We start from the raw sequence: 22642 nt of genomic DNA, 5'->3' as shown, positions 1-22642 counted from the left end.
ATCGGACGAATTTCGTGGCTCATGTCGGGGGTTCGGACGCACGAATCGGCACGGACAAGGCATCCTTGTGATGCGTGACATGGAGTGCGAGGAGGAGGCCATGCTGGAGACGACGCCTGCATCAGGCGTGGACGCCAGGACGCGTGCGCAACGCGAACCGAAGTACTGGGGTCTCAAGCGGCACCTGCTCGACCTGTTGAGGGCGCTGCCGCCGGGTTCACCGATCCCCACGGAACGGTCGCTCGCGGCGGAGTTCGACGTCTCCAGGACGACCGTTCGCCAGGCGCTCGCCGAGCTGACGGTGGAAGGCCGCCTGCTCCGAGTGCAGGGCAAGGGCACCTTTGCGGCGGAACCGAAAGTCGCCCAGAGGTTGCAGCTGTCTTCGTACACAGAGGACATGCGCGCCCAGGGCCGCGTGCCGTCGTCGAAGCTGATCGAGGCCTCCGAGATGCCCGCGGAGGCCGAGCTCGCCCGGCTCCTCGGCGTGCGTCCCGGTGCGAAGGTGCTGCGCCTGCACCGCCTGCGGCTCGCCGACAACGAGCCGATGGCCATCGAGACGACCCACCTCGCGCTGGGTCGCTTCCGCGGGCTGCGCCGGTACCTGGCGCCGGGAGCGTCGCTGTACCAGGTGCTCTCGGAGCGGTTCGGCGTCGAGATGGGACACGCCGAGGAGACGATCGAGACCGCGCTGGCCTCGCCCGAAGAGGCAGAGCTGCTCGGCGCCGACATCGGCCTGCCGATGCTGCTGCTGTCGCGGCACTCGTACGACACCGACGGCAACCCGATCGAGTGGGTGCGCTCGGTGTACCGGGGTGACCGCTACAAGTTCGTCGCCACGCTGAACAGGCCGTCTTGATCGCCTGGGGCACGCCGCGCGCCCGCTGGGTGCTGGCCACGACGATCCTCGGCTCGGGCATGGCGATGCTCGACGGGACGATCGTCAACGTGGCGCTGCCCCGGATCGGCGCGGAGTTCTCCGCGTCGGTCACCGATCTGCAGTGGATCCTGAACGGGTACCTGCTGGCCCTGGCCTCGCTGATCCTGATCGCCGGGTCGCTGGGCGACCGGTTCGGCCGGCGCCGGGTGTACGTGGTCGGCGTCGTGTGGTTCGGCGTGGCCTCGTTGCTGTGCGGTGCCGCCTGGAACGTCCCGGTGCTGGTCGCCGCCCGCGTGTTGCAGGGCGTCGGGGCGGCGTTGCTGACGCCAGGGGCCCTGGCGATCCTGCAGTCGTCGTTCAACCGGGAGGACCGGTCGCGGGCCATCGGCGCCTGGTCCGGGCTGTCGGGTGTCGCGACGGCGGTCGGGCCGCTGGTCGGCGGGCTGCTCGTGCAGGCCTGGTCGTGGCGGCTCGCGTTCCTGGTGAACCTGCCGGTCGCGGCGCTGTGCGTGTTCCTGGCCCTGAAGTACGTGCCGGAGTCGAAGGACGAGTCCGCCGGCCACCCGAACTACCTGTCCGCGCTGGTCGGAGCCGTGGGACTGGCGCTGCTGACCGGCGGACTGGTCGAGCAGTCGTACCTGCTCGCGATCCTCGGTGTGGCCGCGATGGTGGCGTTCGGCGTCGTGCAGAAGCGGTCGGCCGACCCGCTCGTGCCACCCGAGCTCTTCCGCAACCGGACGTTCCTCGTGGCGAACGTGCTGACGTTCCTGGTCTACGCGGCGCTGGGCGGTGTGATGGTGCTGCTGGTGTTGCAGCTCCAGATCTCCCTCGGCTACTCGCCGACGGCCTCGGGCCTCGCGAGCGTGCCGATCACGATCATCATGCTGCTGGCGTCCTCGACGTCCGGGAAGATCGCCCAGCGCCACGGGCCCCGGTTGCAGCTGATCGCCGGGCCGATCCTGGTCGGCCTGGGCATGTTGCTGCTGCGCAACGCCACTCCGGGCGCCTCGTACGTGTTCGGCGTGCTGCCGGGCGTGCTGGTGTTCGGCATCGGGCTCGCGGTCGTGGTGGCGCCGGTGACGGCGACCGTGCTGGCCTCGGCACCCGACCACCACGCCGGGGTGGCGTCCGGGGTGAACAACGCCGTGGCGCGCACCGGCAGCCTGCTCGCCATGGCCGTGCTGCCCGCGGCGGTCGGGCTGATGGGCGAGGACTACGCGAACCCCGAGGTCATGACGGCCGGGTGGGAGATGGCGCTGGTGCTCTGCGCCGTCGCCGCGATCGCGGGTGGCCTGCTGGCGATCGGCGTGGACAACCGCGTGCTGGCCGCGGCCCCGGAGCAGCAGGAGGCGCCGCATCCGGGGGAGTGCCTGCACTGCGGGGTGGAGGGACCGCCCACGCACATCCGCTCAGGCGGGGAGAAGGCGCACCAGTAGGGCTCAGCTCTTCAGCAGGCTCGCCAGCAGCGCCGGGTCCACGTTCCCGCCCGAGACGATCGCGACGCCCGCTCCGCCGATCTTCTCCAGCGCGGCCACCGCCACCGCGCCGCTCGGCTCGGCGATCAACCGCGCCCTGCGGGCGAGGCCGGCCACCGCTGCCAGGATCTCGTCCTCCGACACCGTGATCACGTCGTCCACGTGCGCCCGGATGTGCTCCCAGGTGAGCGCCGAGGGTTCGTCCCGCAACGCGTCAGCGGCCGTCTGAGCCCGCTTCAGCGGGTCCCAGCGCACCAGTTCGCCCTTTTTGAGCGATTCCGCGATGTCCGCGGCCAGTGCGGGTTCGGCACCGAGCACGCGGACGTCCGGGCGCAACGCCTTGATCGCCGTCGCCACGCCGGAGATCAGCCCACCGCCCGACATGGGCACCACGACGGTCGAGACGTCCGGCTGGTCGGCCAGGACCTCCAGGCCGATGGTGCCCTGGCCGGCGATGACGTCCGGGTGGTCGAACGGCGGGATCAGCGCCGCACCGCGTTCGGCGACCAGGGCCTCGGCGCGTTCGACGCGTTCGGTGATGCCGACGATGAGGACCTCGGCACCCAGGGCCTTCGTGGCCTCGATCTTCACGGCCGGGGTGTTGTCCGGCATCACGATCGCGGCCGGGACGCCGTGCAGCCTGGCCGCGAACGCCACGGCCTGGGCGTGGTTGCCGCTGGAGTACGCGACGACGCCGTTCGCCTTGTTCTCCAGGCGCGCCAACGCGTTCAGGGCGCCGCGGAGCTTGAACGCGCCGATCGGCTGGAGGTTCTCGGGCTTGATCCATCCGGGACCGAACGGCAGCAGCGGTGTGCGCACCACGTGCGGTGCGATCACCGCCGCCGCCGAACGGATGTCTGGGAGCGCGATCATCCGAGGATCGACGCGAGCTGGGTGGGCTCGATGTTGCCGCCGGAGACGATGGCGACGGCGGGACCGGAGGGCAGCGAGCGGTTCAGGTACGCGGCCACGGCGACGGCGCCGCTCGTCTCGGACACGACCCGCGTGCGGCGGGCGATCTGCTTCACGGCGTCGCGGATCTCGTCCTCCGACACCGTGATCACGTCGTCCACGTGCTCCTGGATGTGCGCCCAGGTGAGGTCGGACGGTTCGGCGCGCAGTCCGTCCGCGACGGTCCGGGCACGGTCGTGCGCGTCCCAGTGCACCTGCTCGCCGGCGGCGAACGACGCGGCGGTGTCGCCGGCCAGTTCGGGCTCGACGCCGATGACGCGGACGTTGGGGCGCAACGCCTTCACGGCCACCGCGACGCCGGAGATCAGGCCGCCGCCGCTGACCGGCACCAGGACCGTTGCCACGTCGGGAAGATCCGCGCAGATCTCCAGGCCGATCGTGCCCTGGCCGGCGATGACGTCCGGGTGGTCGAACGGCGGGATCAGCGTGGCCTTGCGCTCCTCGACGAGTTCGTAGGCGCGCGACTCGCGTTCGGTGATGCCGACGACGAACACCTCGGCGCCGTGCGCGCGGGTCGCGTCGATCTTGAGCTGCGGGGTGTTCTCCGGCACGACGATCGCGGCCGGCATGCCGAGGGTCTTGGCGGCGTAGGCCACCGCCTGCGCGTGGTTACCGCTCGAGTACGCCACGACACCGCGTTCGCGATCCTCGGAAGGTATGCGGGACAACGCGTTCACCGCGCCGCGCTGCTTGAAGGCACCGATCGGCTGCAACGACTCGGGCTTGATCCACAGTCCGGAGTCGAACGACAGCAACGGGGTGTGGACGACATGCGGGGCGATCGCGGCGGCGGCCGCGTGGACGTCTTCGAGAGTCACCAGGCGCATGGCGTTGATGATGCACGTCACCGGGCCACAACCGGTGAACTGTGCCCAACGTCCTACGTGTGTCATGTCTGAGAAGGAGAAGATCACCCCCGTCAAGCTCGTCGCGAGTGTGCTCGCTGCCGCCACAGCGGCCGTGCTGAGCCTTCGCCTGAACCTCGTCGGCACCGTCATCGGCGCGATCCTCGCGAGCCTGGTGACCACTTTGGGTGCCGTGTTCTACCAACGGTCGATGGAACGCGAGAAGCGCTGGCAGGTCATCGCCGTCGGCGCGGTGCTCGTGTTCGTGGTGACCGTGCTCACAGCCACGAGCGTCCAGCTCGTCACCGGCAAACCCGTCACGGCCGATCCGGGCAAACCGTCCACAAGCACTCATACCGAGACCCGCATCGAGACCACGAAGATCGAGACGATCACCGTTTCGCCTAGTCCGACCACGTCCGTTCAGTCGCCGACCGAGAGCACGACGCCGACCGGACCGCCGTCGTCGACGACAGATTCCCGACAGGTTCCGGGCAGCTCGACGGCGCCGCCGAGCAGCGACCCCATTCGGTGATCACGTCACTACGTTGAGCGACAGTTAACTGTCAATTGCTACGCACCGCAGTTGATCTGTCGTGAGCTGTGACACACTTCGTTCACGTTCGAGGCGGGGCGTCATAGCCGACAGCTCCGCAACTTCACTCGAACGGGCGTAAGGATTCGGTCCGAAAGAGACCGGGAGGAGGCGCAATGAGGCTCGTGGCACGTCCGCTTGAGCCCGGCGCCTGCCGTGATCGCGAGAAGCACGAAGGGATGGGAGGGGTGGGGCGACCCCTGCCGCCGCCCCACCACCCGTCCCCCTAGAGCCCCCGAGAGAGGTCCCTGCAACCGATCTCTCGGGTTCCCCTGCACCCGAAAGTGAGGGAGACGTCTGATGAACCGCACGAGTGCGGCCCGCGTAACCGGTGCCGTTGTTCTCGCCACCGGAGTCCTGACTGCTCTCAGCGTACCGGCGTTTGGCGCCCCTGCCGCACCAGTCGCCCCAACCGGTTCCGATACGGAGAGCTACCCGGCCGAATTGCTCCAAGCGGTCCAGCGTGATTTGGGCCTGAACGCTGACCAGGCCCGCGTCCGATTGGCCAATGACGCCCAGTCAGGCCAAGTTGCCGAGTCCGCCAAGGCCTCTCTCGGCGACGCGTTCGGCGGAGCCTGGATCGACCAGGCCAGCGGCAGACTGACCGTCGCGGTGACCAAATCAGGACTCTCCGTGACCGGAGCGGACACCAAGGTCGTCGCGAACTCGCTCTCCCAGCTCAACGGGACCAAGTCGGTCCTCGACCTCATGACGGCCCCCGCGGCCATCACCAGCTGGCGCGTGGACGAGAAGTCGAACAGCGTCGTCGTCGAGGTCAACAAGAACGTCCGCGACGCCGCCGCCGACCAGTGGATCGCGACCGCGAAGTCCATCAGCGGCTCGGTGAAGGTCGACGAGGTCACCGAGAGCCCCACCCCGCTGTACGACTCGCGCGGCGGTGACGCCATCTACATGGGCGGCGGCCGCTGCTCGCTCGGCTTCTCCGTGACCGGCGGCTACGTGACGGCCGGCCACTGCGGCACCACCGGCACCGCCGTCTCCGGTTACAACCGCGTCGCGCAGGGCACGTTCGCCGGCTCGGTGTTCCCCGGCAACGACTACGCCTGGGTCCGCACCAACGCGAACTGGACCTCGCGTCCGTGGGTCAACCGCTACAACGGCACGAACGTGATCGTGCGCGGCAACACCGAGGCCGCCGTCGGCGCCTCGATCTGCCGCTCGGGCTCCACGACCGGATGGCGCTGCGGCACCGTCCAGGCCAAGAACCAGACCGTGAACTACCCGCAGGGCCAGGTCCGGGGCCTCACCCGCACCAACGCCTGCGCCGAGGGTGGCGACTCGGGTGGTTCGTGGGTGGCGGGCACCAGCTTCGGTCAGGCCCAGGGCGTGACGTCCGGCGGTTCGGGCAACTGCTCGTCCGGCGGCACCACGTACTTCCAGCCGCTCAACCCGATCCTGTCGCGCTACGGCCTCACGCTGACTCGCGGCTAGTTCTCCGACCGAAGCGCCGCGACACCTGCACCGGGTGTCGCGGCGCTTCCGCGTTCAGACGAGGACGATCTTGCCGTGGGCGTGACCGGTCTCGCTCAGCCTGTGCGCGTCGGCGCCTTGCGCGAGTGGGAAGACCCCGGCGAGCGGGACCGTGAACGCGCCGCGTTCGGCGAGTTCCGCGGCGATGGCGAGGCCGTGCAGCGCCTGGGGGTCGGCGCCGGGACCGCCCGCGGTGTGGGTGAGCCGGATCCCGTGCTCGCCGGACAGGTCGGCGATCGTGACCACGCGGTCCGGTGAGCCTGCGAGGGAGATGAGGTCGGGTACGGGCCCCGCGCAGTGCAGCACCGCGTCCACCACCCCGCCCCGGCCCACGCCCGCTCCCGCCGCGCCGACCCGGTCCACCAGCCCCTCGCCGTAGATCACCGGGATCGCGCCCAGCGAGCCGACGAAGTTCTGCGTCCCGGGACCGGCCGTGCCGATCACCTTCGCACCTCGCGCCGTCGCCAGCTGGATCGCCACCGTGCCGACCCCGCCCGCCGCGCCCGCGATCAGCACCGTCATCCCGTCGCGCACCCCGAGCAGGTCCAACGCCCTCGTGGCGGTCTCCGCGTTCGCCGCCGCTCCACCCGCCTGCTCCCAGCTCCACGAGGCAGGCCTGGGAGCCCACGCGGCCAGCACCGCGAACTCGGCGTTGGCCCCGCCGAGCAGCGTCAGGTCGACCATCCCGAACACCTCGTCGCCGACGCCGACGCCCGTCACCCCCTCGCCGACCTCGTCGACGACCCCGGCCGCGTCCACGCCCGGCACGTGCGGCAACGGCAACCGCTCGCCGAACATCCCGGAGCGCAGGTAGGTGTCGCCCGGCGTGACGCCGGAGGCGCGCACGGCGATCCGGATCCGGCCGGGACCGGCGCGCGGTTCCTCGACCTCGGCGACGTGCAGCAGGTCAGCGGGGCCGTACTCGGTGAACTGGAGTGCTCGCATGCCGACGAATTTATGGAACAGGGCGTCCACTTAGGCGAAACTGAGACGGTGACGAGGAATCTGACTCACAACCTGCGTTCGGACGCCCGGGACAACCGCGACCGGATCATGGCCGTGGCGCGCGAGGTGTTCGCCGCCGAAGGCCTGGACGTGTCGATGCGGGAGATCGCCCGCCGCGCCGGGGTGGGGCCCGCGACGCTCTACCGCCGCTTCCCGACCAAGGAGGCGCTCGTGGTGGAGGCGTTCGCGGAGCAGGTGGAGGCCTGCACCCGAGCGGTCGACGAGGGGCTCGCGCACCCGGACCCGTGGGAGGGCTTCCGCTGGACGGTCTCCGAGGTCTGCCGGCTGCACGTGCTCGACCGCGGGTTCGCGGCGGCGTTCAGCACCGCCTACCCGAAGGCGGTCGACTTCACGGCGGTGCGCGACTCGGCGTTCCGCAAGCTCGGCGAACTCATCCGCCGGGCGAAGGCGGCCGGACGGCTGCGCGCTGACTTCTCGGTCGACGACGTGGTGCTGCTGCTGATGGCGAGCGCGGGCGTCCGCAACGGGACGCCCGCCATCGCGCGCAGGCTCGCCACCCTGTTCCTGGACGGCTCAGCTGAACTGCACTGACCGCTTCGACAGGCCGTACCAGAAGCCGTCGACGGTGCTCGTGGCCTTCTCGTCGCTCGCCGCGCCCAGCGCCACGAACAACGGCGCGAAGTGCTCGGTGCGCGGGTGCGCGATCCCGGCGGCCGGTGCCTTGGTCTGGAAGTCCAGCAACGAGTCCACGTCACCGGCGGCGAGCTGCCGGCCCGCCCAGTCGTCGAACTCCTTCGACCACGACGGCGCGTCGTGGTCCGGCCCCTTCTCGAAGTGCACGCAGCTCAGGTTGTGCGTCATGAAGCCGCTGCCGACGATCAGCACGTTCTGGTCCCGCAACGGCGCGAGCCTGCGGCCGATCTCGTGCAGTTCGCGGGGGTCGAGCGTGGGCATCGACATCTGCAGCACCGGGACGTCGGCGTCCGGGAACATCTCCTTGAGCGGCACGTAGGCGCCGTGGTCGAGGCCCCTGGCGGGGTCCTGCTCGACGTGGCCGCCGAGGAGCTTGCGCACGTCGTTCGCGAGCTCCGGGGCGCCCGGCGCCTCGTAGGTGACCTCGTAGTAGCGCTGCGGGAAGCCCCAGAAGTCGTAGACCAGCGGCACGGTGGTGGTCGCGCCGATGGTGGTCGGCGCCTCCTCCCAGTGCGCGGAGACCATGAGCACGGCCTCCGGGCGCGGGAGGGCGGCGGACCAGTCCTGGAGCTCTCTGGTCCACTTCTCGTCGTCAGCCAGCGGGGGTGCCCCGTGGCTCAGGTACAGCACAGGTGCGCTCACGTCATCGAGAGTACGCCTGATAGTTCAAATTTCAACGATCAAGTTCGGATTTGAACAACTCGGCGGCGCGGCGGGGGTCCTCGGCGTCGGTGATGGCCCGGACGACGACGACTCGGGTGGCGCCGGCTTCCTTGACCTCGTGCAGGTTCGTGAGGTCGATGCCTCCGATGGCGAACCACGCGCGGTCGGTCTTCGTGGCGCGGACGAGGTCGAGCCCCGGTGCCGGACGGCCCGGCTTGGTCGGGGTCGGCCAGCACGGGCCGGTGCAGAAGTAGTCGACGCCGGGTTCTTCGGCCGCCGCCGTCATCTGGTCGACGTCGTGCGTGGAACGGCCGATGACCACCTCGTCGCCGATGATCCTGCGAGCCAGCGGCACCGGCAGGTCGTCCTGGCCGAGGTGCAGCACGTCGGCGTCGACGGCGTGGGCGATGTCCGCGCGGTCGTTGACGGCGAGCAGCCTGCCGTGGCGTTCGGTGGCCTCCGCGAGGACCTCGATCGCCTCGATCTCCTGCTTGGCCTCGAGTGACTTGTCCCGCAGCTGGATGATGTCGACACCGCCCGCGAGGGCCGCGTCCGCGAACTCGGCCAGATCAGGCCGGTTCGGCGTGCAGAGGTAGAGCGTCGCGGCGGCGAGTCGTTGCCTGATCAGGTTTCCGTCGAGTCCTGGCACGCGAGCACGTTAACCGTTATGTTGGCATTGGTCCGCACGGGAGCCTGGAGAACACCGGGCTGAGAGGGAGCGTGGTTCGCTCCGACCGTCGAACCTGATCCGGGTCATGCCGGCGCAGGGAGCGTGAATGCCTTGAGCAGTGTGGAAGTGGCCGTCCGGGGTGGCGGTGTCATCGGCCTGTCCGTCGCGTTGTTCGCGGCACGGGCCGGGTTCTCGGTCTCCGTCTCCGACCACGGGTCGCCGCACGCCGGTTCCCGGGTCGCGGGCGGGATGCTGGCGCCGTTGACGGAGGCGTGGCCCGGCGAGGAAGACGTGGTGGCGCAGGGGGTTGAGGCCCTCGCGCAGTGGCCCGCGTTCGCCGCGTCGATCGGCGTGCCGTTGTTCGAGGCCGGAACTCTGGCGGTCGGCACGCAACCCGGCGACCTCGCCGACCTGCGGCACGCGGGGGAGTTGCTGACGTCACGGGAGATCCGGGCCCTCGAACCTTCGCTGGGCCCGGCGGTGCGCGGTGGCGTCCACGCGGCGGGTGACCTCGCCGTCGACAACAGGCTGCTGCTTTCCGCGCTGTGGAAGGCTTGTCAGGAACTGGGTGTGCGGTCTGATGTGGACGGACGGGTCCAGGTGATCGCCGCCGGGGCGTGGAGCGGTCAGCTGCACCCGGCGCTGCGCGACGTCATCCGGCCGGTCAAGGGCGAGATCCTGCGGCTCACGCACCGGCCCGGCGCGTTGCCACCGCCCCGCCACACCATCCGCGCGCTGGTCTCCGGCCGTCCGGTGTACCTCGTGCCGCGCGACGACGGACTGGTCGTCGGCGCCACCCAGTACGAGGCGGGGTTCGACACCGACGTGTCCGTCGCGGGTGTGCGGGACCTGCTGCGGGACGCGGAGACCGTGCTGCCGGGCATCGCCGAGTACGCGCTGACCGAGGCCGCCGTGGGGTTCCGCGCGGGCAGCCCGGACAACGTGCCGGTGGTGCGCCGGCTCGAACCCGGCGTGATCGCCGCGACGGGCCACCACCGCAACGGTCTGCTGCTCGCCCCGCACACGGCTCAGCTCGTGGTCGGCCTGCTAGAGGAGGGAACTTCGTGAAGGCACAGGTGAACGGGACTTCCCGCGACTTGGCCGCGGGCACGTCGGTGGCCGCGGTCGTGACGCTGGTGGGCGCGCCGGACAAGGGCGTGGCCGTGGCCCTGGACGGCGCCGTGGTGCCGAGGGCGTTGTGGGACTCCACGATCGTGCCGGACGGCGGCGTGGTCGAGGTGCTGACCGCGGTCCAGGGAGGCTGACGTGGACGATCCGTTGATCATCGCGGGCCGGGAGTTCCGGTCCAGGCTCATCACCGGCACCGGCGGTGCCGCGAACCTCTCGGTGCTGGAACGCGCGCTGGTCGCGTCCGGCACCGAACTCACCACCGTGGCGATGCGCCGGGTGGACGCGGCGGGCCGGACCGGGGTGCTGGAGTTGTTGCGGCGCCTGGGGATCGAGGTGCTGCCGAACACCGCGGGCTGCCGCACGTCCGCCGAGGCCGTGCTGACCGCGCAGCTCGCGCGCGAGGCGTTGGAGACGAACTGGGTCAAGCTCGAGGTGGTGCACGACGAGGAGACCCTGCTGCCTGATCCCGTCGAACTCCTCGACGCGGCCGAGCGGCTGGTGAACGACGGCTTCGTCGTCCTGCCCTACACCAACGACGACCCGGTGCTGGCCAGGAAGCTGGAGGACATCGGGTGCGCGACGGTCATGCCGTTGGGTTCTCCCATCGGTACCGGCCTCGGCATCCGCAACCCGCACAACATCGAGCTGATCACTTCTCGTGCTTCTGTTCCGGTAGTCCTGGACGCGGGCATCGGCACGGCGTCCGACGCGGCCCTCGCGATGGAGCTGGGGTGCTCGGCCGTGCTGCTCGCGACCGCCGTCACACGAGCTCAGGACCCGGAACGGATGGGCGCCGCCATGCGTTGTGCGGTCGAGGGCGGACGGCTGGCGCGGCTGGCCGGACGCATTCCGCAACGCTTTTGGGCCCAAGCGTCTTCGCCGAGTCGCTGAGGTCGCTACCGTGGGTGCACACGTGTTGGGGGATGATTGAGCACTACCTGAAATCCGCCGAGGAGGACGACAAGCCGTGACGGCCCCCATTGACGCCGAGGTCGAGGACGCGACCGCGCGTCTGTACCTGGCGATCGGCCGGCTGGCCCGGTTGCTGCGACGCACCGGTTCCCCCGGACTCGGCCCCGGCGCGGTCTCCGCGCTCGCCACCCTCGCGCGCTGCGGTCCCATGCGTCTCGGCGACCTCGCGAACAAGGAGGGCGTGGCACCCCCGACGCTGTCCCGCATCGTCGCCGCCCTGGTGGAAGCCGGGTACGTGAAGCGGGAACCCGATCCGCAGGACGGCCGCGCCTGGCTCGCCACCCCCACGCCCGAGGGCGAGACGATGGTGTCCGGCGTGCGTTCCGCGCGGGTGCGTGAACTGCAGCGGCGCATCGAACAGCTGACGCCGGAACACATCTCGGCGCTGGTGGGCGCGCTGGACGCCCTGGAGACGCTGGTGGGCGAGGAGTCGAAGTAGGCGGTCGTTGAACCGGTGCCGAGCCGGTTCAGCTTTCCTCGTCGAGCCTCCACTCGACGCAGGCGGGCCTCTTGCCGGTGCGCACGTACTCGTGCACGGCCTCACGAACCACTTCGATCGGCACCTCGCCGCCTGGCGGGAAGCAGAAGTGGTGGCTGTCCCAGGTGAAGTAGTCCGTCCAGGCGGACTCGACGTCGGAGACGGGGACGAAGGCGTCGTCTTGCTCGCACCACAGCAAAGCGCCTTTGTCACTCCTCATACCCACTACGAGGCTGGGCACGTCCTGTTCCGGCGAGCCTTGGAAGAACCAGACGACTCCGGCGTCGAAACTTCCGAACTGCTGAACGAACCCCGCCATGCCGGAGATCAACCGGTCGGTGTCGGAGACCTCAGCCCGGTAGATGTTCTGCCGCTGCAGCTCGGACAACGCTGTCATGCCTGTCCCTCATAGGTTTGTGAAAGCGGTTCACCCTGCTGAGTAGTGCCGTGGACGGTCAACGTATACCCCTTCGGCAGATACAGGCTCAGGACGTCATGACACCCGAGTGGCTGAATCCGTCCTGCCCGGCAGGGAACATGGTTGATGGTCACTTCGCAGTGACGACGCCCCTGCATCACCATCATCGTGGCGACCTTCAGTTCGACGTGGGTCGAAAGAAATCTGCGCTGGCTTGACGTCGCGATACCGAGCTCACGCATCCTCCGCACGATCTCGGAGGTCCACGTGTCATCTCGCCCGGACACGAACGGGATCGGTGCATGCGCGACATAACCAACCGTCTTGTGGTCGTTGTTCACCACGACACGAGGTGGGAGCAGATCCAGACACCAGGCTGATGAGGACGAGTAGCGAGAGCCATCCGGTGCTGTCACGGCTTCCAACACCGTCGGCTCAGGCGAGACGGTCTGGTCAGGGAGGCGCTCATCGCCGAGCAGGGACCTGCGGTAGGCCGCAACTCGGTCGCAGATGTCACCCAACTCGGTGCGCACGTCGGCGAACCGCAGTCTCGCGATGTCGTCCAGCCGGGCCAGTTCTCCAGCCTCGGCCATCCCGGACCCGGCCACAGCGCTGGACAGTTGCTCGGCAGCGTCGATCCACAGCGACTCGGCCGAGCCCAGCAGGTCCGAAGCATTCGAGACCTGCACCAGGATGCGGTCGATGGTCGCGATGACCTCACTGAGCGACGTCAAGCGCCCTCGACCGCTCCGAGCAGCAGCACAGAAGCATGCTCTGCCGCTTCCGGGTTCAGTCGGTAGTGGAACTGGGGGCGACCGGGCGTGTCCTGGTCAGGTAGGTCGCGCACCACATAGCCGGCCTCGTGGAGTTCCTGCACACTTCGGCGGACGGCAACGTCTCTGCGGCGGGTCTTGTCGCACAGTCCGGCCACGGTGAAGGACTGGTCGGGCTCGTCGTGCAGCACCTTGAGGACTCGCTGATAACGCGGCAGGCCGGGTAGCGGCGAGACCGAACGCGTTTCGCCGTCCTCATCATTCGCGAGGAAACCTCGAACAACGTCTTCGGTGCCCTCCGTCAACCGGTAGTGGGCAATCCCGTTCGCCAGATCTGCCTGCGTCACTACGCCAATGCGTTGGAGTGTTTTCAACGCGTACCAGACAGAGGCGAATGTGCGTCGGGGTCCGCCCTGGGCGGCTTGTGCGGCCGTCAACGACTGCGGTGTGCTGCCGAGAAGCCGATCGAGAATGTGCCGCTTGAGCGCCAGCCCTCCTGGAGAAAGCCCATCCAGTGCAGATGCAATACGTTCGGTCACACTTGAAGGATCGACAGGCTGATCCGGCGGCGGGAGACGACAGCGGTGGACATGGGAGGACATGGGCGATGTCCAGTGAGGTTGGCGCGACCAGTGAGGGAAAGAGGCTCACGCCCAACGTCGTGCTGATCGCGCGGCGCCAAGCCAAGGGGTGGGGACGCGACAGGCTCGCGAGAGAGTTCGAGAGGCTTGGTCGGGCGATGGACCTTCCGACGCCGGAGTTGAGCGCCATGACCAAGGCCATCTACCGCCATGAGACAGGGCGTGCCGCTGTTCGAGACGAGATCTACATCCGGCTCTATTGCGCCGCGTTCGGGGCCAGCCCACATGAACTGTTCGGCACTCTCAGCGGCGTCGCCCAGACCGGCGAATCGTGTGGACTCACCAGTCACAAGTTCGTGCCCGTGTTCCTCGGGACGGAGTTGCTCCCCGCTCTCGTCGAAGCAGCAGGCCTCGCACCGAACACTGTGCAGTGGGCGGACTGCTACGCCGGACAGATCGAGCATCCGGCGGGAGCGTGCACGTTGTACGCCTTCCCCTGGGGCGTCGTGGTTCTCCATCTGGTTGAAGAACTCAGCGTGCCGAACATCGCGAGTCTCGCGGTGTGGAGACGTCAGACGTATCGCGATGTTCGGCAGTGGGCGACTGACTGGTTTCGCGAGATCACTGGTTCTGCCATCCCGGTGGCGCACTACGTGTTGTCCGCCTATTGGGTGTACGAGCCGCCGTGGAGAGGTCGTGAGCTGTCGATCGCGCTTCGGCTGCTGAGCATGCCGCGTGTGCTGCTCGAACGGGGAACTGACGACGCTGGGCCGTCGCTTCACCACGCCGAACTGGTGGAGCAGGCGCTGCTGCGGGACGGGTTCCACGACGGACGGATTGATGAGTTCGGGATCAGCGGTTTGTCCATCGGATGTGCCAGCTGGGCTGGCCTCAGCTACTACCCGCAGGCTCCGGGACGTGCCCTCCAGGCATCCGATCTGGTCGATTGCGAACTGCTGGTACAGGCATTGTGGTGCTACTGCCATCACGTGCGTGAGCAGGTCGAGCAAGGACGTGACCCTGTTGTTCCCACTGAATACGGCTGGCGCTGGATCCGGGCTGTCAGGTCTCGCCTGACGGTCACCAGACCACAGGAAACCGCGCAGCACGCCTCGATGCGCAGCGCGGTGCTGGAGACCAGCGAGTTGGGAAAACACCTGACCGCCGCGCTGGAGCTGATGCGAGATGTGGACGGAGAATGAAGTAGTGGATCTGGCCAAGAGCGTGCTGGTCGTAGTCGATGTGCAGAACGGCTTCGTGTCCAGCAAGTCGGCGCCCATCGTGCCTCGCGTCACCGACGTGGTAAGGCGTTGGGAAGAGCTAGGCGGCGCAACCCTGTTCACCAGGTTCGTCAACTATCCGGGGTCGCCGTACGAACGGCTGATCCACTGGTCGCGGATGCAAGAGCCACCGGAGATCGACATCGTGGGGGACCTGATCGAGGCATCACGTCGAGCGGTGATGGTTCTCGAGAAGCCGATCTACTCCCTGTTCACCGATGAGGGCACCGCGGTCGTAGCGCAGCATGGATGGACGGACATCGTGATCGTCGGCATCGCCACGGAATCGTGTGTTCTCAAGACAGCTTGTGACGCCTTCGAACGTGGTCTGACGCCGTGGGTGATCACGGATGCGGTTTACAGCCACGCGGGACAGGGGCCGCACGAGGCAGGGCTTCTGGTCACCGGCCGGTTCATCGGCCGACGACAGCTGGTCGACGCCGACACGCTGTTCACCGAGAAGCTGGTCGTCGCCGCGTGAGCCGCCCCGTAGCAGTCATGGACATAGATGGAACCGTTGCCGATGTTCGGCATCGCCTTCACCTGCTCGACTCGGACTCACCCGGCAGATGGGCGGACTTCTTCGACGCCGCCCAAGCTGACGAGCTGTTGCCGCAGGGCGCTGAACTCGCCCACAAGCTGGCGGCTGACCACGACATCGTCTGGTTGACCGGCAGACCGGCGCGGATCATGGAACTCACCCGGCGGTGGCTTGCCGAGCACGGCTTGCCGACCGGTGTGTTGCTGATGCAGCGCGAGGGCGACAAGCGGCCGGCCCGGGTGGCCAAGCTCGAACGAATCGAGGAACTCCGGCACCATCGCGCGGTCGTCGTGATCGTGGACGACGATCCGCGCGTGGTCAGCCATCTTCGAGAAGCTGGGCTCCCCGTCTACCAGGCCACCTGGTCACCTTGGGCTCCCCGGCTCGGCAACGAGAACGAAGAGTCGAGGTAGCGATCGGTGAGGGGTCCCGCGCGCCGGCGACCTCCTGCCTCAGTGCCTCGGTGAAGGCGTCGAACTCGGCCACGAGCACCTCACGCGTCCGCTCCGGCACGCCCGCGGCCATCGCGCCGGTGAAGCGCTCCACGTTCACCAGCCGCGTGCCTGCACACGGTGCCGCAGGCAGAGCATCTGGCCCGCGACGACGAGATCACGCGCCGGTTCCGCGCCCGCAACCGCCTGCTCCGCGGCCACTTCGCCGCCGTGCTGGGCGAAGTGGCCGCGCTGGAGCTGATCGCGTTCCTCGAAGGCGCGCTGACGGTCTGGCTGCCAGACCCGGAGACGACCGACCTCCGGGCGAAGTACTCCCGCTACCGGTCGAGGCTCCAGAACGGTGACACCGGCCCGGTCCCGCCACCCAACGGGTAAGCGGCGGCCACCGACTTCACGATGAAGTCCTTGCCGAACCGCACGGCCTCCGGCACCGAAGCGCCCTTCGCGAGAGCCGAACTGATCGAGGACGCCAGGGTGTCACCGCTGCCGTGCGTGTGGTCGGTGTCGTAACGAGGTCCGGGCAGTTCGATGAACGACCGCCCGTCGTAGAGCAGGTCGAGGCACTCCGGGTCGTCCCACATGTGGCCGCCCTTCACCAGCACCCACTCCGGCCCGAGGGCGTGCAACGCCTCGGCCGCCACGCGCTGGTCCGCGCGGTCCTTCACCGTGATGCCGGTGATCAGCCGCACCTCGTCCAGGTTCGGCGTCACGAGCGTCGCGCGCGGGAAGAGCAGGCCGCGCAACGCGTCCAGGGCGTTGTCGGCCAGCAGCGGGTTGCCGTGCATGGACGCCGAGACCGGGTCGACGACGAACGGCACGCCGCCGCGGCCGATGCCCACGCGGTCCAGCACGGGGGCGATCGCCTCGATGATCGCCGCCGACGCGAGCATGCCGGTCTTCGCGGCCTGCACACCTATGTCCAGCACCACCGACTCGATCTGGGCGGCGACGACGTCCGGTGGGATCTCGGACACCCCCGTGACGCCCAGGGAGTTCTGGACCGTCACGGCCGTGAGGGCCACGCAGCCGTGCACCCCGCACGCGAAGAGCGTGCGGAGGTCGGCCTGGATGCCCGCACCACCGCCGGAATCGCTTCCGGCGATGGTGAGCACCCTGGGAGGTGCGACGGTCACGAGGTCTCCACGACGGGCAGGTAGACCTTGTTGCCCGTGTCGGCGAACTCGCCGGACTTCTCCGCCATGCCGGCCTCGATGGCCTCCACAGTGGACAGTCCGCGTTCCTCGGCGTAGCGCCGCACGTCCTGCGTGATCTTCATGGAGCAGAACTTCGGGCCGCACATCGAGCAGAAGTGCGCCGTCTTCGCCGGTTCCGCGGGGAGCGTCTCGTCGTGGAACGAGCGCGCGGTGTCCGGGTCGAGCGACAGGTTGAACTGGTCCTCCCAGCGGAACTCGAAGCGCGCCTTGGACAACGCGTCGTCCCAGTCCTGCACGCCGGGGTGGCCCTTGGCGAGGTCCGCGGAGTGCGCCGCGATCTTGTACGTGATCACGCCGGTCTTCACGTCGTCGCGGTTCGGCAGGCCGAGGTGCTCCTTCGGCGTGACGTAGCAGAGCATCGCCGTGCCGAGCCAGCCGATCTGCGCCGCGCCGATCGCCGACGTGATGTGGTCGTACGCCGGCGCGATGTCCGTGGCCAGCGGCCCGAGCGTGTAGAACGGCGCCTCACCGCACCACTCCTCCTCGAGCCGGACGTTCTCGGCGATCTTGTGCATCGGCACGTGGCCGGGGCCCTCGATCATCACCTGGACGTCCTTCGCCCGCGCGATGTGCGTGAGCTCGCCCAGCGTCCGCAGCTCGGCGAACTGGGCCTCGTCGTTGGCGTCCGCGATCGAACCCGGCCGCAGCCCGTCACCTAGCGAGAACGTCACGTCGTACGCGCGCAGGATGTCGCACAGCTCCTCGAAGTGCGTGTAGAGGAAGCTCTCCTTGTGGTGCGCGAGGCACCACGCGGCCATGATCGAACCGCCGCGCGACACGATGCCGGTGACCCGTCGCGCCGTCAGCGGCACGTACCGCAGCAGCACGCCCGCGTGCACGGTCATGTAGTCGACGCCCTGCTCGCACTGCTCGATCACGGTGTCGCGGTAGACCTCCCACGACAGCTTCTCCGGATCACCGTTGACCTTCTCCAGCGCCTGGTAGATCGGCACGGTGCCGACCGGCACGGGCGAGTTGCGCAGGATCCACTCGCGCGTCTCGTGGATCCGCTTGCCGGTGGAGAGGTCCATGATCGTGTCGGCGCCCCAGCGGGTCGCCCACACCATCTTGTCGACCTCGTCCTCGATCGACGACGACACCGCGGAGTTGCCGATGTTGGCGTTGATCTTCACGAGGAACTTCTTGCCGATGATCATCGGCTCGGCCTCGGGGTGCTTGCGGTTCAACGGGATGACCGCACGCCCGATGGCCACCTCCTCGCGCACGAACTCCGCGTCGAGGTTCTCGCGCACCGCGACGTAGCGCATCTCCGGGGTGATGATCCCGGCCTTCGCGTACGCGAGCTGGCTGACAGCTCCGTTGATCGGTTCCCGTGCGGCGATCCACCCCGACCTCAGGTCGGGCAGTCCACTGTGGACGTCGATGGTCGCGTTGTCGTCGGTATACGGACCGGAAGTGTCGTACAGATCGACATGGTCGCCGTTGGTCAGTTCCACCCTGCGGAAAGGCACACCATCGCGGTACACCTTGCGGGAGCCCGAGATCGGGCCCGTGGTCACACTGGGCTTGACCGAACGGTCGTCAAGTGCCGTCACGACATTCCTCCCTACGCCGGCATTACCCGGTCAGGTTCAGGCGGTCGGTGACACCGGCACGACGGCCAGTCACCCTCTCAGCCCGCTCAGGCGCGAGCTCCCGCGTTGTGTTGAGTTGTCGAGAACCGACCATAGTCAGAGCGCGCCGTTACTGCCAAGGGCCCGGTTTGGCCCTAATCTCTTCCCCGTGGCTGATCACCAGCCGTTCCCGCCCGGCGCGCGACGCGGCCAGCGTCCCGCCGTGGTCTCGGCATGCCCGTCCTGCGGTGAGCTCGCCGGCCGCGGCTACCCCGACTGCGGCTTCTGCGCGGAACTGCTCGACCAGTTCTGGCTGGCCGACTGGGAAGCGCTGCGGACGTCGTCGCAGCTCGCCGACCGGGAACTGGCCGAGCTGGTGACCTCGGCGGACGTCGGGCAGTACCCGTGGACGTGCGTGGACTGGGCGATGACGTTGCTGGCGTGCTCGCGCTGCGGTGCCGAACTCGGCACCGGGCCCGTCGAGTGCGTGCGCTGCGCCGTCACCGAGGAACGCCGCTGGAACTGGGACCACGCGGCGCACCCGTACACGATGAGCGCCAACGAGCACCTGCTCCGCGTCGCCCGCGCGGCGTTGCGGGCACCCCACCGGCGCCGCCCGGCCGTCGTACAGGCCTGGCAGCTGGTGCTGCCGTTCCTGATCGCCGGTGAGGTGATCGAGTTCGGCCGGCTGGACCGGATCCGCGCGCACGTCCTCGCGGGCGGCTACGCGTCGATGGCGGCCTGCCACACGTTCGCCGAGCTGGCGGGCCTCCCCGAGCTGTTCTGGCGCCGGGGAGGAGACGCGATCTCAACGCGGGTCGAGTACCAGCCGGATTCCGAGCGCCAGCAGCACGCCGCCCGACAGCTTCTCCAGCGCGGGGCGGACGCGCGGCCTGCTCAGCCAGCCGCGGATGGTGTGCAGGACCGACACGATGACCAGGTACCAGACGGTGTCGATCAGGACCCAGCCGACGGCGAGGAAGAGCAGAACCCCCTGGCCGGCCTCCCCGGCAGGCACGAACTGCGGTAGGAACGAGATCGCGAACACGCCGAGCTTCGGGTTGGCGAGGTTCACGACCAGGCCGCTGCGGAACGCGTGGCTCGCGGGCGGGGGTTCCGACAGCGGCATCGTCTTGCTGATCAGGGCCTTCACGCCCAGGTAGATCAGGAAGACGGCGCCCACGATCCGCAGGCCGTGGTAGGCGATCTCCGACGCCGTGAGCAGGACGCTGAGCCCGAGAGCGGCCGCGACCGCCCAGCAGGCGACGCCGACCTCCATGCCGAACACCGTCGCCAGCGCGGCCCTGCGCCCGTGCACCGACTGTCGCAGGACCATGGCCGTGCCGGGTCCGGGCGACAGTGCGATGAGGAACGAGGCCGCGACGAACGCGACGATGTTTTCGAGTGGCATGCCTCGATGGTCGCCGGTGGCTGCAACTGGTTTCTTGACCTGGTGCGCGCTCCAGGATGTTCGGTGGACCCATGACGGTGGAACTGGGGAAGCTGGGGTTCGGCACGTGGGCCATGGGTGGCCCGTTCACCTACCAGGGGCAGCCGGTCGGCTGGGGTCCCGCGGACGACGGCGAGTCGCTGAGGGCGTTGAGGAGGGCCTACGACCTGGGGGTTCGCCTGATCGACACCGCGGACGTCTACGGCTGCGGGCACGCCGAGACGCTGGTGGGGCAAGCGTTTGCGGACGTGCGGGACGAGGTCGTGATCGCGACCAAGTGGGGTGACGAGTTCGACCCGGCGAAGCGCGAGCTGACCGGGTACGACGGAACCGTCGAGTACCTGCGCCGCGCCGTCGAGGGGTCGTTGCGGCGACTGGGTACCGACTACATCGACCTGTACCAGCTGCACCTCGGCGACCTCGGGCTCGACCAGGCGGCCGTGCTGCGCGACGAGTGCGAGGCGCTGGTCGCAGCGGGCAAGATCCGCGCGTACGGCTGGAGCACCGACGACCCGCAACGAGCGCGGTTCTTCTGCGAGGGGGAGCACGGGATCGCCGCTCAGGCGGACATCAACGTGCTGTTCGACAACCCCGAGATGTACGCGGGGGAGTACGCGGTGCTGTGCCGCCGTCCGCTCGCGATGGGGCTGCTGGCGCGGGACGAGTTCGACATCCCGGCCGACGACGTGCGCGCGTCGGACCCGGCGTGGCTGCTGTTCTTCGAGAACGGCAGGCCGACGCCGGACTACTTCAAGGCGCGGGAGGCCGTGCGCGACGTGCTCACGTCGGGCGGGCGGACGCTGGTGCAGGGCGCGCTGGCGTGGTTCTGGGCGCGTTCTCCCCGCCTGGTGCCGATTCCGGGCGTCCGGACGGTGGCCCAGGTCGAGGAGAACGCGGGTGCGCTGGCGTTCGGTGCGTTGAGCGAGGAGGAGCTGGGCCAGATCGAGGCCGCGCTGCGTTAGTCCTCGTCCTCGAAGTTCGCGGGGTCGGCCGGGTCCCAGGAGTTGCCCGGCACGCCCCACTCGTTGTCGCGCAGCATCCGCTTCGACTCCTTCTTGTACCGGCCGACGAGGCGGTCGATGTAGAGGAAGCCGTTGAGGTGGTCGGTCTCGTGCTGCAGGCAGCGCGCGAAGAAGCCGGTGCCCTCGACCTCGAACGGCTGACCGTCGAGGTCCTGGCCGGTCACCTTCGCCCACCGGGCGCGTCCGGTCGGGTACGCCTCGCCGGGCACGCTCAGGCAGCCCTCGAAGTCGTCGTCCGGGTCCGGCATGGTCTCCGGGATCCCGTCGGTCTCGAGCACGGGGTTGCAGATCGCGCCGCGGTGCTGGACGCCCTCGTCATCGGGGCAGTCGTAGACGAAAACCCGCAGGTCGATGCCGATCTGGTTGGCCGCGAGCCCGACTCCGCGAGCGGCTGCCATCGTCTCGAACATGTCGTCGGCGAGGGTCTTCAGCTCGGTGTCGAACTCGGTGACCTCGCGCGTCGGGTGGTGGAGCACGGGGTCGCCTGCGATGCGGATGCGGTGGACGGCCATGGTCAGACCATAAGCGGTCCAAAACTGTCGGTGTCGCGCGGTAGGTTGGAACGATCACGTGATTGAATTGCCCGCACCTGAGATGGTGTGGCGACCGTGGGGAGCCAGATGGATCACACCGAGACGCTCGCCTCCGCTGACGGCCTGACCAGCCGCGAACGCACCATGCTCGCGTTCGAGCGCCAGTGGTGGAAGTACTCGGGATCCAAGGAACAGGCCATCAGGGAACTGTTCGACATGTCAGCGACCCGCTACTACCAGCTGCTCAACGCGCTCGTGGAATCCGAAGCCGCCCTGGCCGCCGATCCGATGCTGATCAAGCGGTTGCGAGGCGTCCGGACAGGCCGTCAGAGGGTTCGCGTACGCGCACGCGCCAGGAGCACCGAGGACTGATGACCTCCCCCGAGTCCGCAAGCCCGTCCCGTCCCGCCAAGGCAGCAGGCTTCGCCCTGCTCGGTGTCGCCGCCGTCGCGCTGGTGATCGGTGTCATCTCGCTGTTCGGCGGGGGTTCCGAGGACACCCCGCCGGCCGCCGAGGGCACGTCCACCGCGCCGCCCGCGCAGACCACCACGGTCGTCTCCGAGCAGCCGCCCGCCTCCACACCGTCGTCCGCGCCGCCCGCGACCACGACGGCCTCGCCGACCGTTCCGGCGACCACGACACCGCCTCCACCGGTCACGCAGCCGGGGGCGACCAAGGCCCCGGTCCGGGTCTACAACAACTCGACGATCACCGGCCTCGCGTCCAAGGCGTCCGACGAGGTCCGCGGCAACGGCTGGACGGTCGCGGAGACCGGCAACTACTCGGGCGGCACCATCCCGACCACGACGGTCTACTTCCGCCCCGGCACCGAGGAGGAGGCCTCCGCGAAGGAGCTCGCCGCGGCGTTGCGGGCGCGCGTCGAGCCCCGGTTCGACGGCATCCAGTCGGCGGCGGCGGGAATCATCCTGATCGTCACCAACGACTACCAGGGTCCGGCCAAGAACAAGTAATGGCT

General features: G+C 69.0%; 28 protein-coding genes, 1 pseudogene and 2 riboswitches. Of the genes and pseudogenes, 17 read left to right on the top strand and 12 right to left on the bottom strand.

The features are described 5' to 3' along the window. Positions 1–100: 100 nt before the first annotated feature. Complete coding sequence (locus tag QSK25_RS28770) at positions 101–856, top strand: GntR family transcriptional regulator (protein WP_089910302.1); 756 nt, start codon at positions 101–103, stop codon at positions 854–856. Further along, entirely contained in the window at positions 853–2313 is a 1461-nt protein-coding gene (locus QSK25_RS28765; RefSeq protein WP_285642853.1) for an MFS transporter, read from the top strand. The genes QSK25_RS28770 and QSK25_RS28765 overlap by 4 nt, the downstream gene beginning before the upstream one ends. Before the next feature lie 3 nt (positions 2314–2316). On the opposite strand, the gene QSK25_RS28760 is transcribed toward QSK25_RS28765, so the two are convergent. Together QSK25_RS28760 and QSK25_RS28755 are read right to left on the bottom strand one after the other, a co-directional pair. Then, positions 2317–3225 (bottom strand): threonine ammonia-lyase, encoded by a 909-nt coding sequence (locus tag QSK25_RS28760; protein WP_285642852.1) that lies wholly within the window; start codon positions 3223–3225, stop codon positions 2317–2319. Next, on the bottom strand, positions 3222–4151 hold the full coding sequence (locus QSK25_RS28755) for a threonine ammonia-lyase (RefSeq protein ID WP_285642851.1): 930 nt from the start codon (positions 4149–4151) through the stop codon (positions 3222–3224). Before QSK25_RS28755 ends, QSK25_RS28760 begins: the two co-directional genes overlap by 4 nt. Before the next feature lie 64 nt (positions 4152–4215). Between QSK25_RS28755 and QSK25_RS28750 the strand changes: the two genes are divergently transcribed. The 3 genes and pseudogenes from QSK25_RS28750 to QSK25_RS28745 all read left to right on the top strand — a co-directional run bounded on the left by QSK25_RS28750 (position 4216) and on the right by QSK25_RS28745 (position 6216). Further along, positions 4216–4704 carry a superantigen-like protein SSL4 gene (locus QSK25_RS28750; RefSeq protein WP_285642849.1) on the top strand — a complete coding sequence of 163 codons (489 nt, stop codon included), beginning with the start codon at positions 4216–4218 and terminating at the stop codon, positions 4702–4704. Positions 4705–5064: 360 nt separating this feature from the next. Next, positions 5065–5376: pseudogene (locus QSK25_RS45620) on the top strand (S1 family peptidase); the annotation flags it as partial. A 21-nt stretch (positions 5377–5397) separates the two neighbouring features. Then, positions 5398–6216 (top strand): S1 family peptidase, encoded by an 819-nt coding sequence (locus QSK25_RS28745; protein ID WP_352236466.1) that lies wholly within the window; start codon positions 5398–5400, stop codon positions 6214–6216. Between the two features lie 54 nt (positions 6217–6270). On the opposite strand, the gene QSK25_RS28740 is transcribed toward QSK25_RS28745, so the two are convergent. Then, positions 6271–7200 carry an NADP-dependent oxidoreductase gene (locus tag QSK25_RS28740; protein ID WP_285642847.1) on the bottom strand — a complete coding sequence of 310 codons (930 nt, stop codon included), beginning with the start codon at positions 7198–7200 and terminating at the stop codon, positions 6271–6273. Between the two features lie 48 nt (positions 7201–7248). Here QSK25_RS28740 and QSK25_RS28735 point away from each other — a divergent pair, with 48 nt between their 5' ends. Next, positions 7249–7812: a TetR/AcrR family transcriptional regulator gene (locus QSK25_RS28735; RefSeq protein WP_285642845.1), complete on the top strand. Its 564-nt coding sequence runs from the start codon at positions 7249–7251 to the stop codon at positions 7810–7812. On the opposite strand, the gene QSK25_RS28730 is transcribed toward QSK25_RS28735, so the two are convergent. Continuing rightward, positions 7795–8556 carry a dioxygenase family protein gene (locus QSK25_RS28730; RefSeq protein WP_285642844.1) on the bottom strand — a complete coding sequence of 254 codons (762 nt, stop codon included), beginning with the start codon at positions 8554–8556 and terminating at the stop codon, positions 7795–7797. The genes QSK25_RS28735 and QSK25_RS28730 overlap by 18 nt on opposite strands. A 31-nt stretch (positions 8557–8587) precedes the next feature. Next, positions 8588–9226, bottom strand: a complete 639-nt coding sequence (thiE, locus tag QSK25_RS28725; protein WP_285642843.1) for a thiamine phosphate synthase — start codon at positions 9224–9226, stop codon at positions 8588–8590. Between the two features lie 26 nt (positions 9227–9252). Continuing rightward, positions 9253–9364: riboswitch (TPP riboswitch) on the top strand. On the opposite strand from thiE, the gene QSK25_RS28720 reads away from it, so the two are divergent. The 4 genes from QSK25_RS28720 to QSK25_RS28705 all read left to right on the top strand — a co-directional run bounded on the left by QSK25_RS28720 (position 9350) and on the right by QSK25_RS28705 (position 11789). Next, positions 9350–10315: an FAD-dependent oxidoreductase gene (locus QSK25_RS28720; protein WP_502881901.1), complete on the top strand. Its 966-nt coding sequence runs from the start codon at positions 9350–9352 to the stop codon at positions 10313–10315. Its footprint overlaps the riboswitch before it by 15 nt. Beyond that, the gene (gene thiS, locus QSK25_RS28715) at positions 10312–10512 is read left to right on the top strand and encodes a sulfur carrier protein ThiS (protein WP_285642841.1); all 201 of its coding nucleotides are present in this window, start codon (positions 10312–10314) and stop codon (positions 10510–10512) included. Before QSK25_RS28720 ends, thiS begins: the two co-directional genes overlap by 4 nt. A gap of 1 nt (position 10513) precedes the next feature. Next, entirely contained in the window at positions 10514–11269 is a 756-nt protein-coding gene (locus tag QSK25_RS28710; protein ID WP_285642840.1) for a thiazole synthase, read from the top strand. Between the two features lie 76 nt (positions 11270–11345). Next, positions 11346–11789, top strand: a complete 444-nt coding sequence (locus tag QSK25_RS28705; RefSeq protein ID WP_245821941.1) for a MarR family winged helix-turn-helix transcriptional regulator — start codon at positions 11346–11348, stop codon at positions 11787–11789. 28 nt (positions 11790–11817) lie between these two features. On the opposite strand, the gene QSK25_RS28700 is transcribed toward QSK25_RS28705, so the two are convergent. The 3 genes from QSK25_RS28700 to QSK25_RS28690 are packed head-to-tail and all read right to left on the bottom strand — an operon-like array spanning position 11818 to position 13558. Beyond that, positions 11818–12225, bottom strand: coding sequence for an Imm1 family immunity protein (locus QSK25_RS28700; protein WP_285642838.1), 408 nt, complete (start codon positions 12223–12225; stop codon positions 11818–11820). Beyond that, on the bottom strand, positions 12222–12980 hold the full coding sequence (locus QSK25_RS28695) for a DddA-like double-stranded DNA deaminase toxin (protein ID WP_285642837.1): 759 nt from the start codon (positions 12978–12980) through the stop codon (positions 12222–12224). The genes QSK25_RS28700 and QSK25_RS28695 overlap by 4 nt, the downstream gene beginning before the upstream one ends. Continuing rightward, positions 12977–13558 (bottom strand): hypothetical protein, encoded by a 582-nt coding sequence (locus tag QSK25_RS28690; protein WP_285642835.1) that lies wholly within the window; start codon positions 13556–13558, stop codon positions 12977–12979. The genes QSK25_RS28695 and QSK25_RS28690 overlap by 4 nt, the downstream gene beginning before the upstream one ends. 68 nt (positions 13559–13626) lie before the next feature. On the opposite strand from QSK25_RS28690, the gene QSK25_RS28685 reads away from it, so the two are divergent. The 4 genes from QSK25_RS28685 to QSK25_RS28670 all read left to right on the top strand — a co-directional run bounded on the left by QSK25_RS28685 (position 13627) and on the right by QSK25_RS28670 (position 16248). After that, positions 13627–14802: a hypothetical protein gene (locus QSK25_RS28685; RefSeq protein WP_285642833.1), complete on the top strand. Its 1176-nt coding sequence runs from the start codon at positions 13627–13629 to the stop codon at positions 14800–14802. Positions 14803–14806: 4 nt separating this feature from the next. After that, positions 14807–15361, top strand: coding sequence for a cysteine hydrolase family protein (locus QSK25_RS28680; protein WP_285642831.1), 555 nt, complete (start codon positions 14807–14809; stop codon positions 15359–15361). Continuing rightward, positions 15358–15834, top strand: coding sequence for a phosphatase domain-containing protein (locus QSK25_RS28675; protein WP_285642829.1), 477 nt, complete (start codon positions 15358–15360; stop codon positions 15832–15834). Before QSK25_RS28680 ends, QSK25_RS28675 begins: the two co-directional genes overlap by 4 nt. 159 nt (positions 15835–15993) lie before the next feature. Continuing rightward, on the top strand, positions 15994–16248 hold the full coding sequence (locus QSK25_RS28670) for a hypothetical protein (protein WP_285642827.1): 255 nt from the start codon (positions 15994–15996) through the stop codon (positions 16246–16248). Here the strand turns inward: QSK25_RS28670 and thiD are convergent. From thiD to QSK25_RS28655, 3 genes are all read right to left on the bottom strand, one after another. Further along, positions 16191–17006 carry a bifunctional hydroxymethylpyrimidine kinase/phosphomethylpyrimidine kinase gene (thiD, locus tag QSK25_RS28665; protein ID WP_285642826.1) on the bottom strand — a complete coding sequence of 272 codons (816 nt, stop codon included), beginning with the start codon at positions 17004–17006 and terminating at the stop codon, positions 16191–16193. The two genes, QSK25_RS28670 and thiD, sit on opposite strands and share 58 nt — an antisense overlap. Further along, positions 17003–18643, bottom strand: a complete 1641-nt coding sequence (gene thiC / locus QSK25_RS28660) for a phosphomethylpyrimidine synthase ThiC (RefSeq protein WP_285642825.1) — start codon at positions 18641–18643, stop codon at positions 17003–17005. The genes thiD and thiC overlap by 4 nt, the downstream gene beginning before the upstream one ends. After that, a riboswitch (TPP riboswitch) is annotated at positions 18633–18757 on the bottom strand. (Overlaps the previous gene by 11 nt.) A gap of 712 nt (positions 18758–19469) precedes the next feature. Next, positions 19470–20072, bottom strand: coding sequence for a LysE family translocator (locus tag QSK25_RS28655; protein ID WP_285642823.1), 603 nt, complete (start codon positions 20070–20072; stop codon positions 19470–19472). Between the two features lie 71 nt (positions 20073–20143). Here QSK25_RS28655 and QSK25_RS28650 point away from each other — a divergent pair, with 71 nt between their 5' ends. After that, positions 20144–21073 carry an aldo/keto reductase gene (locus QSK25_RS28650; RefSeq protein WP_285642822.1) on the top strand — a complete coding sequence of 310 codons (930 nt, stop codon included), beginning with the start codon at positions 20144–20146 and terminating at the stop codon, positions 21071–21073. On the opposite strand, the gene QSK25_RS28645 is transcribed toward QSK25_RS28650, so the two are convergent. Next, positions 21070–21645 (bottom strand): peptide deformylase, encoded by a 576-nt coding sequence (locus QSK25_RS28645; RefSeq protein ID WP_285642821.1) that lies wholly within the window; start codon positions 21643–21645, stop codon positions 21070–21072. The two genes, QSK25_RS28650 and QSK25_RS28645, sit on opposite strands and share 4 nt — an antisense overlap. 108 nt (positions 21646–21753) lie before the next feature. On the opposite strand from QSK25_RS28645, the gene QSK25_RS28640 reads away from it, so the two are divergent. Both QSK25_RS28640 and QSK25_RS28635 read left to right on the top strand, forming a co-directional pair. Next, positions 21754–22038 (top strand): DUF3263 domain-containing protein, encoded by a 285-nt coding sequence (locus QSK25_RS28640; RefSeq protein WP_285642820.1) that lies wholly within the window; start codon positions 21754–21756, stop codon positions 22036–22038. Then, a complete protein-coding gene (locus QSK25_RS28635; protein ID WP_285642819.1) occupies positions 22038–22637 on the top strand; it encodes a LytR C-terminal domain-containing protein in 600 nt (199 codons plus the stop codon). The genes QSK25_RS28640 and QSK25_RS28635 overlap by 1 nt, the downstream gene beginning before the upstream one ends. Positions 22638–22642: the final 5 nt, after the last annotated feature.

It is taken from the genome of Lentzea sp. NBRC 102530 (assembly GCF_030269365.1).
Classification (GTDB): Bacteria; Actinomycetota; Actinomycetes; order Mycobacteriales; family Pseudonocardiaceae; genus Lentzea.
The sequence above is the reverse complement of the archived record's forward strand: the minus strand, read 5'-3'. Positions and strand labels throughout refer to the sequence as shown.